We start from the raw sequence: 15,370 nt of genomic DNA, 5'->3' as shown, positions 1-15,370 counted from the left end.
GCCGGGGGAGCCCGCGAAGGCTTACCGAATCCTGACGAATATCCGCCGCCACTGGCCCGACCGGGGCGGCGGATGGTCGAATCGGTAGGTGAACCCTGAACATCCCGAAGCGCGGCCCGTGCCGAAGGAACACCCCGAAGACCGGACGGGCCAGGACCGCCAGGACGGCCAGGAACCCGAGCGGGGCAAGCCCATCGGCCGCCGTGTCCTCCTGGGCACCCTCGGACTCGGCGCCCTCGGCGTGGTCTCCGCGCCCGTCCTCCAGCGCGGCATGGAGGCGTTCCTCGGCGAGGCGGCCCAGAAGGACCCCACCGGCCTGACCGGGCTGCTCCCCAACGGCGGCGGCTTCCGCTACTACTCGGTGACGTCGTCCGTCCCGCGCAAGAACGCGAAGAACTACCGCCTCACCGTCGACGGCCTGGTCGACAAGCCGACCTCGTACACCCTCGCGGACCTGCGGGCCCTTCCGCAGACCCGGATGGTCAAGGACGTCCAGTGCGTCACGGGCTGGCGGGTCCCGGACACTCCCTTCGAGGGCGTGCGGCTCTCCGCGCTGCTGGACGCGGCCGGGGTCCGCTCCTCGGCGGGCGCGGTCCGCTTCACCTGCTTCGACGGGGCGTACAGCGAGAGCCTCACCCTGGAGCAGGCCCGCCGCACGGACGTCCTGGTGGCCCTCCGAATGCAGGACAAGGACATCAGCCACAACCACGGCGGCCCCGTACGCCTGTACGTGGCCCCCATGTACTTCTACAAGTCGGCCAAATGGCTCTCCGGCATCGAGGTCACGGAGAAGGTCGAGCCCGGCTACTGGGAGGAGCGGGGCTATGACATCGACGCGTGGGTCGGCCGATCGAACGGGCGGGACGATGAACCGACAACTTGAGGTGCCATCCGTCCGGGCGGAGGCCCGCGTCAGGCGCTTCACGGCCGCCGAACGCTGGATCCACCGCACGACGGCCGCCCTGATGGGCATCTGCGTGGCGACGGCGGCCTGCCTCTACGTCCCCGCCGTCGCCGAACTGGTCGGCCGCAGGGCCCTGGTGGTCACGGTCCACACATGGACGGGCCTGCTCCTGCCCCTCCCCGTCCTGGCGGGCCTGGTCTCCCGCGCGTTCCGCGCGGACCTCGGCCGACTGAACCGCTGGGGCCCGCACGACCGTCTCTGGCTCCGAGCCGCCCGCCGCCGCACTCCGGGCACCCGCCCCGCCGCCAAGTTCAACGCCGGCCAGAAGCTCTATGCCTCCTGGATCGCCGGCGCCACCCTCGTCATGCTCGCCACGGGCCTGATGATGTGGTTCACCCACCTCACTCCGCTGATGTGGCGCACCAGCGCGACCTTCGTCCACGACTGGCTGGCCCTGACGATCGGCATCGTCCTGGCGGGCCACATCGGCATGGCCCTGGGTGACCCCGAGGCCCGCCGGGGCCTGCGGACGGGCTCGGTGAGCCGGGAATGGGCGGACCGGGAACACCCGCTGTGGCGGCCGTAGCGCCGGACACAGCCGGGAGTCCCCGGTCCCGTACCGCCTGATCACCGGTGTCCCGTACGCCCACAGCCGCATCAGGCGACGTTCGCCCCGTCGACGACGACGCGTAGGCGCCGGCCGTCGCCGTGGCGGGTTCGCCGCAGCCGGCCGGGCGCGTGCCGACGGAGCCGGAGCGACTTCACGCGATCACCGTGGTCAGCCTTGAGGCTCCTGCGGTTTGACCTCGACCTCGCGCAGGCTCTGCTCCCTGAGCCCGGTGCGCGCCTCGGTACGGTGTCCACGGGCGATGTAGTCGCGCACGACCGCTTCGATGGCGTCCTGGGGCGAGCCGACCCCGGCCAGGACCATCACTTCCACCACCAGTTCGGCATCGAGACTGATGTTGACCTTGGCCACGAGCGGCCCCCTTCGTCGGTCCGGACTCCAACAGCCGCACAGCGGCGACTCGTTCCCTCTGAGGTCCCATGGCACGGGACAACAACAGGGCGAACGATTCCTGACACGGCGCTATATCACCAGCGACAACAGCAGCACGATCGCCCCCGCCACCACCGAGATGATCGTCTCCATCACCGACCAGGTCTTGATGGTCTGGCCGACGGTCATCCCGAAGTACTCCTTCACCATCCAGAACCCGGCGTCGTTGACATGGCTGAAGAAGAGCGAGCCGGCGCCGATCGCGAGGACCAGCAGGGCCGTGTGGGTGGTCGACATGTCCGCGGCGAGAGGAGCCACCAGCCCCGCCGCCGAGATCGTGGCGACCGTCGCCGAGCCGGTCGCCAGCCGGATCGCCACCGCGATCAGCCAGGCCAGGACGAGCGCGGGGATCGACCAGTCCTCGGAGATCTCCAGGATCATCCGGCCGACCCCGGAGTCGATGAGCGTCTGCTTGAAACCGCCACCGGCACCGACGATCAGCAGGATCCCCGCGATGGGCGCCAGGGACTTCTCGACGGTCGACCCCAGCCGCTCCTTGGTGAACCCGGCCGCCCGCCCCAGCGTGAACATGCCCACGATCACCGACGCGAGCAGCGCGATCAGCGGCGAGCCGGCCACGTCGAAGACCCGCTGCACCATCTGCTCGGGATCGTCCACGATGATGTCCACCAGCGCCTTGGCCAGCATCAGCACCACCGGCAGCAGCATGGTCGCGATGGTCGCGCCGAACCCGGGCCGCTTCTCCAGCTCCTGCGAGGCGCGCGTGGGGATCATGCGCTCGGGGACGGGTACATCCACCCAGCGCGCCGCGTACTTCGAGAACAGCGGCCCGGCGATGATCACGGTCGGTATCGCCACGAGCAGCCCCAGGGCCAGCGTGACGCCCAGGTTGGCCTGCACCGCGTCGATCGCGACCAGCGGGCCGGGGTGCGGCGGGATCAGCCCGTGCATGACAGACAGACCCGCCAGGGCCGGGATGCCGATCCGCATCAGCGAGTAGTTGCCGCGCTTGGCGACCATCAGGACGACCGGGATCAGCAGCACGATCCCGACCTCGAAGAACAGCGGCAGCCCGATCACGGAGGCGATCAGCACCATCGCCCACGGCATCGCCCGCCCGCCGGCCTTGGCGAGGATCGTGTCGACGATCTGGTCGGCGCCCCCGGAGTCCGCCAGCAGCTTGCCGAGGATCGCACCCAGCGCGATGAGCACGCCCACCCCGGCCACGGTCGACCCGAGCCCGGTGGTGAAGCTGACGATCGCCTTGTCCAGCGGCGCCCCGGCCAACGCGCCGAGCGCGAGCGAGCCGATGGTCAGCGCCAGGAAGGCGTGCACCTTGAACCTGGTGATGAGCACGACGATGACGGCGATGCCCGCCAGTACGGCGATGCCCAGTTGAGCGTGTCCCGCCGAGGTGATCGGCTCGACGGGGTCCGCTGCCAGCAGCTCGACGTTGAGTCTGGTCACGGTGAATCCTTGAGTGGGGAAGTTGTGGGAGGAAGAGAAGGAGAAGGAGAAGCAGGAGACAGCGGGACAGCGGCCCTACGACCTGGCCGGGTCGAATCTCCGGAGCGCGACGACCGCCCGCTCGGCGATCTCCTCGGGCGCGCCCGACACGTCGACCGCGACGCCCGCCTCGTCCGCCTCCAGCGGCTGCAGCGTGGCGAACTGCGAGTCGAGCAGCGCCGTGGGCATGAAGTGGCCCTGCCGGTGGGACATCCGGTCCTCGATGAGCGCACGGTCACCGGCGAGATGCACGAAGACGACTCCGGGCGCCGCGGCCCGCAGCCGGTCCCGGTACGCGCGCTTCAACGCGGAACAGCTGACCACCCCGCCGAGCCCGTCCCGGGTGTGCGCCCAGGCGCCGATGGCGTCCAGCCACGGCCCCCGGTCCGCGTCGTCCAGCGGTGTCCCGGCCGACATCTTGGCGATGTTGGCCTCGGGGTGGAAGTCGTCGCCCTCGGCGTACGGAACGCCGAGCCGGGCCGCGAGAAGGGAACCGATCGTGGTCTTCCCGGTCCCCGCCACGCCCATCACCACGACGACGTGAGGGGTACGCATCACTACCTCGCTGCCTTCGTCGACACCTGGGACGTCACCCGACGTCGACGACACTGAAACTCATTAGGTACGACGAATTCAACCCCCCGACACGAATAAGTCTGACTTTTTCTCGGGGCTCCCCTCCTCGTACCCTGATCCCCATGAGCACACCGGGCCGGGGGCTGCACGGCCGAGTACTGGAAACCCTCGGACCGGCGATCACGGCGGGCGAGTACCCGCCGGGGAGCGTGCTGCGCACGGACGAACTCGCCCAGACCTTCGATGTGTCCCGCTCGGTGATGCGCGAGGCGGTCCGCGTCCTGGAGTCCATGCACCTGGTCGAGTCGCGCCGCCGGGTCGGCGTGATCGTCCGCCCGTCCGTCGAGTGGAACGTCTACGACCCCCAGGTCATCCGCTGGCGCCTGGCCGGCGCGGACCGCCCCCGTCAACTGCGCTCGCTCACGGTCCTGCGCTCGGCAGTCGAACCGATCGCCGCGGGCCTCGCCGCCCGCAACGCCACGGCCGAGCAGTGCGCCGCACTCACCGAGTGCGCCATCGGCATGGTCGCCCACTCACGAGGCAACAAGCTGGACGGCTACCTCCACCACGACGTCGCCTTCCACCGCCTCATCCTCACCGCCTCCGGCAACGAGATGTTCGCCCGCCTCGGCGACGTCGTCGAGGAGGTTCTCGCCGGCCGCACCCACCACGCCGTCATGTTCGACGACCCCGACCCGGTCGCCGTCACCCTCCATGTCCAGGTGGCCGAGGCCATCCGGGAACACGACGCCCCCCGAGCCGAGGAACTCACCAGGGAGATCACCACGGGCGCCCTCCAGGAACTCGACATCCTGGCGCCCAACAGCCACTCCCCGGCCGCCCGTTGACCTAGGTCAGGAACTCCCCGTCCACATAGACCCAGGCCCCGTCCACCCGCTCGAACCGGCTCCGCTCGTGCATCGAGCCGCCCCGGAACGAGGCGCGGAAGGTGACGGTGCCGGTGGCGTGGAAGGCCGAGCCGTCCCGGGTGTCCAGGATCTCCAGACCGGTCCAGCGCATGGTCGTGTCGAAGTCGATGCCGGCGGGCCGCGTCCGTGGATGCCAGGTGCGCAACAGGTACGCCTCGTCGCGCACGACGAACGCGCTGTACCGCGACCGCATCAGCGCCTCGGCGGTCGGTGCGGCGCCGCCCGAGTGACAGCGGCCGCAGCAGGCCTCGTACGTCTCGGGCAACCCGCAGGGGCATGTACGAGGAGCCTGCGACGAGGCTTTCGCGGGACTCTTCGACCTGGCCCTGGCACTGCTTCGGCGCGACGACATGCCCGCCATTGTGCCCGCCCCACGAGCCCCGGCCCACACGAGGCAGCACCTGCCTGAGGGTCGGCGTCCTATGCCGAGCCCGAGTTCGTCGGCGGATACGGCGGGCGCGCCGGGACCACGGGCCCCTTCGGCGCGGGCAGCGGCGGCAGCGCGGGCTCCCGCAGCCACGCCCGGAACAGGGCGTCCAGCGGTCCGTCCGCGTAGCGCCCGGCGTGCGCGACGAAGCCGGCCGTCGTGACGGCGCCGCCGCGATGGACCGTCGCCCAGCCGCGCAGCAGCCGGAAGAACGCCTCGTCGCCGAGCGCGCAGCGGACCGCGTGCACGGTCAGGCCGCCGCGCTCGTAGAGCCGGTCGTCGAACATCAGCTTCCGGCCCGGATCGGCCAGCCGCAGGTCCTGGGGGAGCGTGGCGAGCTTCCGGTGTGCGACGGCGGCCAGTTGGTGCGCCGTACGCCCGCCGGAGCGCTCCGACCACAGCCACTCCGCGTACTTGGCGAACCCCTCGTTCAGCCATATGTGCCGCCAGTCGGCGATGGACACACTGTTGCCGAACCACTGGTGCGCCAGCTCGTGCGCGACCAGCCGCTCCGAACCCCGCGCCCCGTCCACATGGTTGGCGCCGAACAGCGACAACCCCTGTGCCTCGACCGGGACATCGAGCTCCTCCTCGGTCACCACCACCCCGTACTCCCCGAACGGGTACGGCCCGAAGAGCTCCTCGAACAGCTCCATCATGGCCGGCTGCCGCGCGAAGTCCCGGGAGAACTCGGTGAGGAGGTGGGCCGGGATGTGCCCGTGCTGGGGTACGCCTCCGGGGCGCGGATCGCCCAGCAGCACGGTCTGGTACTTGCCGATCGACAGACCGACCAGATAGCTCGACGTCGGCGCCGACTGCTCGTACACCCACGTCGTCGTGGACGCCTTCGCCGTACGGGTGAGCAGCCGCCCGCCCGCCACCACCTGGTACGCGGACGGCGTCGTGACCGAGATCTGGTACGAGGCCTTGTCGGCGGGCCGGTCGTTGCACGGATACCAGGACGGCGCCCCGACCGGCTGGCTCGCCACCAGCGCCCCGTCGGTCAGCTCCTCCCAACCGATCCCGCCCCAGGGGCTGTTGACCGGTCGGGGATTGCCCGACCAGTGGACCTCGACCGTGAACGCGGCCCCGGGCCGGATCGGCTTCGCGGGCCGGATGCGCAGCCTGCCGCCCCGGTGCGTGTAGTGCGGCGCCCGGCCGTCGACCCGCACCCGGCCGATCTTGAAGTCGGCGAGGTTCAGCTGGAACTCGGGGAGCGCGACCCGGCCCGCGATGGCGTTGAGCCGCGCGGTGCCCGACAGCCGGTTCGGCCCCGGCCGGTAGTCCACAGCCAGCTCGTACCGATGCACCCGGTAACGGGAATCACCGTTCGCCGGGAAGTACGGGTCCGGACCCACTGACTGCTGAACCGCCACTGCCGCTTCTGCTCCCCGCTCAGCTCTCGTACGACGTCCATCGTCCCCCGAGTACCCCGACGTCGCACGAGCCGCATTCAGCGGCGCCATGCTTCGATCGGGTTGCCCAGCCACCGGGTGTCGTCTGGAACGGACTCCGCGGCCATGACCAGCGACGCCGGACCCAGCGTGGTGCGGGCCCCGACCACGCTGCCGGGCAGGACGATGCCGCCCGGGCCCAAGGTGGCACCCTCACGGAGCTCAACAGTATCCGTCCGCAAGATCCGGTCGTGGAAGAGGTGGGTCTGGAGCACGCACCCCCGGTTCACCGTCGCCCCGTCGCCGAGCGTGACGAGGTCGGTCTCGGGTAGCCAGTAACTCTCGATCCACACCCCCTTGCCGATCCTCGCCCCGAGCCCGCGCAGCCATACGTTCAGCACCGGCGTACCCGGCACCGACCCGGCCAGCCACGGCACGGCCAGCACCTCCACGAAGGTGTCCGCCAGCTCGTTGCGCCACACGAAACCGCTCCACAGCGGATGCTCACCGCTGCGGTGCCGTCCCACGAGCAGCCACTTCGCGACGACGGACACCCCACACGCCAGCACGCCCGCCCCGAGCAGCACGACGCCGCCCAGCAGCCACGCCCAGCCGTCCAGCACGCTCAGCGCCGCCACCGTCAGCAGCGCGAGCCCCGCCGAGCAGAACACCGGCACGATCCGGCACAGCTCCACCAGGGCCCGCGCCCACAGCAGCCGCGCGGGCGGCTCGTACGTCAGGCTCTGGTCACCGTCCGCGGCCGACCGGGGCAGCTTCACCGGCGGCAGCCCCAGATACGAGCTGCCCTTCTTGGCCTTCTTCGGCGTCGCCGACAACACACCCACCAGGCCGCCCTCCGGCACGGACCGGCCCGGCGCGGTCATCCCGGAGTTCCCGAGGAACGCCCGCCGCCCGATCTCGGCCCGTCCGATCCGCAGCCAGCCACCCCCCAGCTCGTACGGCGCGGTCAGCGTGTCGTCCGCGAGGAACGCCCCGTCGCCGACCGTCGTCAGACTCGGCAGCGCGAGGACGGTGGACACCTCGGCGCCCTTCCCGATCCGCATCCCGAGCAGCCGCAGCCACACCGGCGTGACCAGCCCGGCGTACAGCGGGAACAGCGTCTGCCGCGATCGGTCCATCAGCTGCGTGACCGTCCACGCCTGCCACCCCACCCGGCTGTGCGTCGGGTGCGTGCCCTCCCGCAGCCCCAGACTCAGCACCCGTACGGCGACGAGCAGCAGCAGCGCGTACGCCGCCCCGAACGCGAGCGTGGCCGGCACCAGCCCGAGCGCCGCACCCCGCACGGCTGCGCCGAGCCCCGTGTCCGCGGCCACGAACAGACTCAGCACGGCCAGCGAGGCGACCCCGGCGAGCACCGGCAGCGCGGTCAGCCCGACCCCCGTCACGCCGTACGACACCCGCCAGAACAGGCCCCGCTGCGGCCGTTCCTTGGGCCAGTTCCGCTTCGCCTTGCCCAGCTTGACCGCCGGTGCCCCGGCCCAGCGCTGCCCGGTGGGGACCTGCCCGGCCACGGCCGACCCGGGCGCCACCTCCGCCCGCTTGCCGACCCTGGCGCCCGGCAGCAGCATGCTCCGCGTCCCGACGACCGCGCCGGCGCCCACCCTGACGGGGCCGACCTCCAGCCGGTCCCCGTCCAGCCAGTATCCGGAGAGATCCACCTCGGACTCCACGGCAGCGCCCCGCCCGAGCTTGAGCATCCCGGTCACCGGCGGCAGCGTGTGCAGGTCGACTTCGGCCCCGACCCTGGCGCCCAGCGCCCGCGCGTACCGCTCCAGCCACACCCCGGTCAGCGAGGTCGCCCCACTGAACTCGGCCAGCCGCTCGGCCGCCCACAGCCGCAGGTGCACGCTCCCGCCGCGCGCGTACCGCCCGGGCTCGACCCCGCGCAGCAGCAGCCGCGCACCGCCCGCCGCGATCGCCAGCCGCCCCGGCGGGGAGTAGAACAGCACCGCCCCGGCCGCCACGGCCCACCAGGACGCGGTCGGCAGCCAGGCGTACGGCCCGAGCAGATTCCCCAGTGCGGCCAGCGGCACGATCCAGCGCAGCCCGAGCAGCGTGAACAGCGGGACGAGCAGCAGGAGCTGCACGAACCGCGCTCGCACGGGCACGGGTGCCACCGCCCGGCTGGAACCGTCCTCCTCGCGGGACTCCTCCAGATACCGGGCCAGCTTTCTGAGCGTGGGCCGCTGGTAGATGTCCACCACCGCGACGCTCGGATACCGGCTCCGCAGCAGCGTCGTCAGCTGGGCGGCGCCCAGGCTGCCGCCGCCGATCGCGAAGAAGTCGTCCTGCGCACTGCCGACCGGGACGCCCAGCACCTCGGCCCACTGCTCGGCGAGCCACGCCTCGGTCCCGTACAGATCCTCGGCCGGCCCGGCGGTCTCCAGATCGGCCAGCGGCCACGGCAGGGCGTTCCGGTCGACCTTCCCGGACGTCCGGGTCGGCAGCTCGGCCACCGGCGCCAGCAGCGGCACCAACGCGGCGGGCAGCTCGGCCCGCAGCTTCTCCACGGCCGTGGCCTGGTCCCAGCCGTCCTGGGTCACCACATAGCCGACGAGCAGCTGGTTCCCGCTCCGCGCGGTCCTTACGGCCGCCGCGGCGCCCGCGACCCCGGGCAGCCCCTGCAGCGCGGCGTCGACCTCGCCCAGCTCGATCCGCCGCCCGCCGAGTTTGATCTGCTCGTCGGCCCGCCCGAGGAAGACCAGCCCCTCGGGCTCGGCCTTCACCAGATCACCGCTGCGATAGGCGCGCTCCCAGCCCAGCGACTCCAGCGGCGCGTACTTCTCCGCGTCCTTCTCGGCGTCGAGATACCGCGCGAGCCCCACGCCACCGATCACGAGCTGCCCGCTGTCACCCATCGCCACGGGCTCCCCGGCCTCGTCGACGACGGCCAGCTCCCACCCGTCGAGCGGCAGCCCGATCCGGATCGGCTCCTCGCCGGACATCAGCGAGGCGCAGGCGACGACGGTGGCCTCGGTCGGCCCGTAGGTGTTCCAGACCTCGCGCCCCTCCGTCACCAGCCGCTGCGCCAGCTCCGGCGGGCAGGCCTCACCGCCGAAGATCAGCAGCCGTACGTCGCCCAGGGCCTCGGGTTCCCAGAGCGCGGCCAGCGTCGGCACGGTCGACACGACCGTGATCTCCTGCTCGACGAGCCAGGGCCCCAGATCGGCGCCGCTCCTGACCTGCGAGCGCGGCACCGGCACCAGACAGGCCCCGTACCGCCAGGCCAGCCACATCTCCTCGCAGGACGCGTCGAAGGCCACCGAGAGGCCGGCCATCACCCGGTCCCCGGGCCCGATCGGCTCCTCCGTCAGGAACAGCTCCGCCTCGGCGTCCACGAACGCGGCCGCGCTGCGGTGGCTCACGGCCACACCCTTGGGCTTCCCGGTCGACCCGGAGGTGAAGATGATCCACGCGTCGTGCTCGACCCCGGGCCTGGCGGCGGGGGAGTCGGACGCTCCGTTGACGGTCAGCCGGTGCCCGGCTCCGACGACCGCCCGCACCTCCGCCTCGCCGAACACCAGCTCGGCCCGCTCATCGGGGTCCTCTGCGTCGACGGGTACATAGGCGGCCCCGGCGGCGAGCACCGCGAGGACGGCGACATACAGCTCGTTCGTGCCCGACGGCACCCGCACCCCGACCCGGTCCCCGAGCCCGACCCCCGCCGCCCCCAGCCGCCGCCGCAGGTTCTCCACCTCGACCGCCAGTGCGCGATAGGTCAGCCGCCGCTTCCCGTCGTCCAGCGCGGGCTCGTCCGGGTAGGACCGTACGGACGCCTCGAAGACATCGACGAGTGTGCGCGGGGAGGCCGCCGGACCGGCCGTGAATCGCGCCGCCCCGCCGAAGCCCCCGGCTCCCTCCGCCAGCTCGCCGTCGAGCAGCGTCAGGTCGGGACTCTCGTATACGGCGGCCATCGGATCCTCGCCTCTCGAACCCGGACCATCCGGGGGCACCGACGGGCCCGCAGGTCTGCCTGGGGATATTTCCGTATCGGCACCGAACAAGCCCAATACTGTAGTGCTCGGGTGACTACGGCCTGTCGTGTCGGCCAAGCGGGGGCGTCCGCCGGACAGCCGGGAGGGGTGCCGGGATGGGCCGTGACCTGGGGTTTTCTGGTGGCAGGAGACGTGGCCCACATTTGGCCAGTTTAACGCTCGAAGGCCGCGACCTGATGGTCGCGGCCTTCGCCACTATGTGTCCGAGGGGGGACTTGAACCCCCACGCCCGATAAAGGGCACTAGCACCTCAAGCTAGCGCGTCTGCCATTCCGCCACCCGGACAAGGTGTCTGTCGTGCGGAGTTTCCCCCGCGGCGACGAAGGAAACATTACCAGGTCTTCCGGGGCCTCCGATCACCCCCGTCACGGGGGCGGGCGGGGCGTGAACGGCTTGTGACGGGCCGGTCCCGGTCTTGGGGCGAGTGGCGGGGCAGGAGGAGTATGAGGGGGAACCACCAGCAGCGACAGCGGGAGGAACCAGCGTGAGCGAGACGGACACGGGCAGGCGCGTGACCGGCGAGGACGAGGTCGTGGACCTCTGCCGCGAGCTGATCCAGATCGACACCAGCAACTTCGGGGACCACTCGGGCCCGGGGGAGCGCAAGGCCGCCGAGTGCGTCGCCGAGAAGCTGGCCGAGGTGGGTCTCGAGCCGAAGATCTTCGAGTCGCACCCGGGCCGTGCCTCGACGGTGGCACGCATCGAGGGCGAGGACCCGTCGCGGCCCGCGCTGCTCATCCACGGTCACACCGACGTCGTACCGGCCAACGCGGCGGACTGGACCCACCACCCGTTCTCCGGCGAGGTCGCGGACGGCTGTGTGTGGGGCCGGGGAGCGGTCGACATGAAGGACATGGACGCGATGACGCTGGCGGTCGTCCGCGATCGGCTGCGCAGCGGCCGCAAGCCCCCGCGGGACATCGTGCTCGCCTTCCTCGCGGACGAGGAGGCCGGTGGCACGTACGGGGCGAAGCACCTCGTCAAGAACCATGCCGATCTCTTCGAGGGCGTCACCGAGGCGATCAGCGAGGTCGGCGGGTTCTCGTTCACCGTGAGCGAGCAGCGGCGGCTCTATCTGATCCAGACGGCCGAGAAGGGCATGCACTGGATGAAGCTGACCGTGGCCGGTACCGCCGGGCACGGCTCGATGATCCACCGGGACAACGCCATCACGGAGCTGTCGGAGGCCGTCGCGCGCCTGGGTCGCCACCAGTTCCCGGTGCGGGTCACCAAGACCACCCGGGCCTTCCTCGACGAACTCGGCGACGCGCTCGGCACGGAGCTCGACCCGGAGGACATGGAGGGCACCCTCGCCAGGCTCGGCGGCATCGCCAAGCTCATCGGCGCGACCCTGCGGAACACCGCCAACCCCACCCAGCTCGGTGCCGGCTACAAGGTCAACGTCATCCCGGGCGAGGCCACCGCGCACGTCGACGGGCGGTTCCTGCCCGGGTTCGAGGAGGAGTTCCTCGCCGACCTGGACAAGATCCTCGGCCCGAAGGTGCGGCGCGAGGACGTGCACTCCGACAAGGCCCTGGAGACCTCCTTCGACGGGGCGATCGTCGACGCCATGCAGTCGGCGCTGCTCGCCGAGGACCCGGCCGCGAAGGCGGTCCCGTACATGCTCTCCGGCGGTACGGACGCCAAGTCCTTCGACGACCTCGGCATCCGGGGCTTCGGCTTCGCGCCGCTCAAGCTGCCGCCGGAGCTGGACTTCGCGGGCATGTTCCACGGCGTCGACGAACGGGTGCCGGTGGAGGGTCTGAAGTTCGGCGTGCGCGTGCTCGACCGTTTCATCGACGCGTCCTGACATTCCGCGACGGGAGCCTGCCGGTCCCGGACCGGTCCTGAAGCGCCTTTGTTCTGTCCGGAATTGCGCGCTGAAACGAGACTCCACTATTCGGCAGCCTGTACGAAGGTCGACCGGGTCGAGTGAATCGGACCATAAGCTCGTAGCTCCATTACTCCCTCCTCGTTACTGGTGATGTGACTCGCTACTTGGGGTCGCTTTGCCTACAAGGAGGAATAATGCTCAAGAAGGTCGTCGCCGTCGCGGCAGCCACCGGTGGTCTGGTTCTCGCGGGCGCGGGTCTGGCCGTTGCCGACGCCGGGGCCCAGGGTGCCGCGATCGGCTCCCCGGGTGTCGCGTCCGGCAATGTCGTCCAGGTGCCGGTTCACGTCCCCGTGAACGTGTGCGGCAACACGATCTCGGTGATCGGGCTGCTGAACCCCGCCTTCGGCAACACCTGCATCAACAAGTGACGTTGTGCCTCACCCGGTGAGGGTCTGAAATAGCCGTCGGCCCCGGAGTGCGCGCCATGCACTCCGGGGCCGACCGGTTTCCCGGCAAGGTGTAGAAGATCAGAACATAGGGCTAAGGCAGGTAATTCAGCAATGCGACAGGTCACCCGAAAAGGCCTCATGACGGTGGCGGCCGCGTCCGGTGTGCTCGCCGCGGCGGGCGGCGGTGCGGCGCACGCCGACTCCGGTGCGCAGGGCTCCGCCACCAACTCGCCCGGCGTGCTCTCCGGCAACACCGTGCAGGCGCCGGTGGAGGCCGAGCTCAACGCCTGTGGCAACACGGTGAACGTGGTCGGACTGCTCAACCCGGCGGCGGGCAACAAGTGTTCCAACGGCGGCGGCAAGCACGCACGCGGCGGCCAGGGCGGTGGCGGGCACGGTTCCTCGCACGGCGGCTCCCAGGCGGACGGTCACACCAGCGGTTCGCCGGGTGTGGCCTCCGGCAACCACGTACAGGTTCCGGTGCATGTGCCGGTCAACGTGTGCGGCAACAGTGTCAACGTGGTCGGTGTCGGCAACCCGGCCACCGACAACGACTGCTACAACGGCGGCGGCGGTTACGGCGACGGTGGGCACGGTTCCTCGCACGGTGGCTCCCAGGCGGACGGTCACACCAGCGGTTCGCCGGGTGTGGCCTCCGGCAACCACGTACAGGTTCCGGTGCATGTGCCGGTCAACGTGTGCGGCAACAGTGTCAACGTGGTCGGTGTCGGCAACCCGGCCACCGACAACGACTGCTACAACGGCGGCGGCGGTTACGGCGACGGTGGGCACGGTTCCTCGCACGGCGGCTCCCAGGCGGACGGTCACACCAGCGGTTCGCCGGGTGTGGCCTCCGGCAACCACGTACAGGTTCCGGTGCATGTGCCGGTCAATCTGTGTGGCAACAACATCAGCGTGATCGGTATCGGCAACGGGGTCACGGGCAACGACTGCGGGAACTCGGGCGGCGGAGGGGCGCACGAGAATCCGGGTGGTGGCCACCAGAACCCGCCGGGCGACTCCGAGGAGGCGTCCCCGCAGGTACCGGGCAAGCCGAGTGCACCGGGCAAGCCCGGTGGTGAGATCGCCGGCGGTGACACCAACACCCCGGGCACGCAGACCGTCACCCGGCCCGACGGCGCGGCCCAGCTCGCCCAGACCGGCGGTGACCTGCCGCTGGGGCTCGCACTCCCGGTGGGCGCGGGCGCACTGATCGGGGGCGCCCTGATCTACCGCAAGGCACGGGCCGCCGCTCTGTAGCCGGACCCGGCGCGCACAAACGGAGCGGGCCCCGCACCAGCGGGGCCCGCTCCGTTGTGCTCCGCCCACTCACCACGTGGCGCGTACCTGGCGGATGATCCGTCGGCGCAACCGCACCCTCCGGCTGCCGTCACGCAGCAGGCTCAGTCGGTCCAACTCCCAGTGTCCGTACTCGGCATGGTCCGTCAGCAGGCGTGTGGCGTCCTTGCGGGAGACCCCGCGCGGTACGTACACGTCGACAAATTCGTATTCCGGCATCGCATCTATTGTGCGGGCTGGGGTCCGGTACGGATAGCGTCTGCACTATGTCTGATGCTGCGCAGCCCACCGCTGCCGAGGTACGCGCCGCCGCCGAGGCGGTCAAGACCGCGCTCGACCGCCACCTGGCGGCGGTCGAACGCCGGTCGGGGGAGGACGACCCGGCCGTCTACGAGGCGTTCAACGAGCTGGCCGCGGCCGCCGAGGAGTACGACGAACTGCTCTATGACCGTTATGACGAGGTCACTCCCTTCGAGATCCCCGGCAGCGAGGACATGCCGCCGTACACCGGCCCCGAGGAACCCAGCGCGCTCAGCGTGATGATCCGCCGGGACTACACGGTGGCCGAACCGCAGCGGCTGCTGGCACAGGCCCAGCGGGTGGAGGCCGCGGAGGAGCCGGTCGGCTCCGACGGGGCGGCGAGCACGGTGCACGGTGCGCTGGGTCTGCTGTTCGGGGAGTTCGAGCCGGACGAGATCGCCTCCCGGCACAAGGAGTTCGGTCTGGAGGAGGGGGACTCCACGCTCTGGGTGACCGCGGCGGACGACACCGCCGAGCCCGGTGAGTGGCTGGAGGCACCCTTCGAAGGGGTCGATCCGCAGAGGGTCGTCTGCCGCTTCGACGTCAGCGCGGTCTTCGACGACGACGTGGAGGACGACGACCTCGACGACGACCTCGTGCTCGAACCGGAGCTGGAGGACGACGAGGAGTTGGAACCGCTGGACGCGGATCGCTAGCGCGGGGCTCCGGCCGACGGGCGCCCAGTGGCTCGGGCGCCCCCGCGAGCGCCGGGCCG

At 71.1% G+C, this 15,370-nt stretch carries 14 protein-coding genes and 1 tRNA gene; 7 read left to right on the top strand and 8 right to left on the bottom strand.

Going from position 1 to position 15,370, the window contains the following annotated elements:
- Positions 1-88: 88 nt before the first annotated feature.
- Entirely contained in the window at positions 89-883 is a 795-nt protein-coding gene (locus OG858_RS09300) for a molybdopterin-dependent oxidoreductase (RefSeq protein ID WP_319067214.1), read from the top strand.
- Positions 867-1,490, top strand: coding sequence for a cytochrome b/b6 domain-containing protein (locus tag OG858_RS09295; protein ID WP_086754179.1), 624 nt, complete (start codon positions 867-869; stop codon positions 1,488-1,490). Before OG858_RS09300 ends, OG858_RS09295 begins: the two co-directional genes overlap by 17 nt.
- A 192-nt stretch (positions 1,491-1,682) precedes the next feature.
- Here OG858_RS09295 and OG858_RS09290 read toward each other — a convergent pair whose 3' ends face one another.
- The 3 genes from OG858_RS09290 to OG858_RS09280 all read right to left on the bottom strand — a co-directional run bounded on the left by OG858_RS09290 (position 1,683) and on the right by OG858_RS09280 (position 3,986).
- Entirely contained in the window at positions 1,683-1,883 is a 201-nt protein-coding gene (locus OG858_RS09290) for a type II toxin-antitoxin system VapB family antitoxin (RefSeq protein ID WP_327723759.1), read from the bottom strand.
- A gap of 111 nt (positions 1,884-1,994) precedes the next feature.
- The gene (locus tag OG858_RS09285; RefSeq protein ID WP_319067217.1) at positions 1,995-3,392 is read right to left on the bottom strand and encodes a GntP family permease; all 1,398 of its coding nucleotides are present in this window, start codon (positions 3,390-3,392) and stop codon (positions 1,995-1,997) included.
- 75 nt (positions 3,393-3,467) lie between these two features.
- The gene (locus OG858_RS09280; protein WP_328544996.1) at positions 3,468-3,986 is read right to left on the bottom strand and encodes a gluconokinase; all 519 of its coding nucleotides are present in this window, start codon (positions 3,984-3,986) and stop codon (positions 3,468-3,470) included.
- A 143-nt stretch (positions 3,987-4,129) separates the two neighbouring features.
- On the opposite strand from OG858_RS09280, the gene OG858_RS09275 reads away from it, so the two are divergent.
- On the top strand, positions 4,130-4,855 hold the full coding sequence (locus tag OG858_RS09275; protein ID WP_319067220.1) for a FadR/GntR family transcriptional regulator: 726 nt from the start codon (positions 4,130-4,132) through the stop codon (positions 4,853-4,855).
- 1 nt (position 4,856) lies between these two features.
- Here the strand turns inward: OG858_RS09275 and OG858_RS09270 are convergent, their stop codons facing one another.
- The 4 genes from OG858_RS09270 to OG858_RS09255 all read right to left on the bottom strand — a co-directional run bounded on the left by OG858_RS09270 (position 4,857) and on the right by OG858_RS09255 (position 11,058).
- Complete coding sequence (locus OG858_RS09270; RefSeq protein ID WP_319263410.1) at positions 4,857-5,297, bottom strand: YchJ family protein; 441 nt, start codon at positions 5,295-5,297, stop codon at positions 4,857-4,859.
- A gap of 59 nt (positions 5,298-5,356) precedes the next feature.
- Positions 5,357-6,739 (bottom strand): M1 family metallopeptidase, encoded by a 1,383-nt coding sequence (locus OG858_RS09265; RefSeq protein WP_319263408.1) that lies wholly within the window; start codon positions 6,737-6,739, stop codon positions 5,357-5,359.
- A 77-nt stretch (positions 6,740-6,816) separates the two neighbouring features.
- On the bottom strand, positions 6,817-10,692 hold the full coding sequence (locus tag OG858_RS09260) for a Pls/PosA family non-ribosomal peptide synthetase (RefSeq protein WP_328544997.1): 3,876 nt from the start codon (positions 10,690-10,692) through the stop codon (positions 6,817-6,819).
- A gap of 281 nt (positions 10,693-10,973) precedes the next feature.
- Positions 10,974-11,058: transfer RNA gene (locus OG858_RS09255), tRNA-Leu, on the bottom strand.
- A gap of 199 nt (positions 11,059-11,257) precedes the next feature.
- Between OG858_RS09255 and OG858_RS09250 the strand changes: the two genes are divergently transcribed.
- From OG858_RS09250 to OG858_RS09240, 3 genes are all read left to right on the top strand, one after another.
- Positions 11,258-12,583: a M20/M25/M40 family metallo-hydrolase gene (locus OG858_RS09250; protein WP_328544998.1), complete on the top strand. Its 1,326-nt coding sequence runs from the start codon at positions 11,258-11,260 to the stop codon at positions 12,581-12,583.
- Between the two features lie 218 nt (positions 12,584-12,801).
- Positions 12,802-13,035 (top strand): chaplin ChpH, encoded by a 234-nt coding sequence (gene chpH / locus OG858_RS09245; RefSeq protein ID WP_037701886.1) that lies wholly within the window; start codon positions 12,802-12,804, stop codon positions 13,033-13,035.
- 132 nt (positions 13,036-13,167) lie between these two features.
- On the top strand, positions 13,168-14,316 hold the full coding sequence (locus OG858_RS09240) for a chaplin (protein WP_328544999.1): 1,149 nt from the start codon (positions 13,168-13,170) through the stop codon (positions 14,314-14,316).
- 69 nt (positions 14,317-14,385) lie between these two features.
- Here OG858_RS09240 and OG858_RS09235 read toward each other — a convergent pair whose 3' ends face one another.
- Entirely contained in the window at positions 14,386-14,574 is a 189-nt protein-coding gene (locus OG858_RS09235) for a DUF5703 family protein (protein ID WP_005485166.1), read from the bottom strand.
- Positions 14,575-14,621: 47 nt separating this feature from the next.
- On the opposite strand from OG858_RS09235, the gene OG858_RS09230 reads away from it, so the two are divergent.
- Entirely contained in the window at positions 14,622-15,311 is a 690-nt protein-coding gene (locus OG858_RS09230) for a hypothetical protein (protein WP_086750778.1), read from the top strand.
- Positions 15,312-15,370 lie beyond the last annotated feature (59 nt).

It is taken from the genome of Streptomyces europaeiscabiei (assembly GCF_036346855.1).
GTDB classification, from domain to species: Bacteria; Actinomycetota; Actinomycetes; order Streptomycetales; family Streptomycetaceae; genus Streptomyces; species Streptomyces europaeiscabiei.
This window is presented reverse-complemented; position numbering and strand designations above follow the sequence as displayed.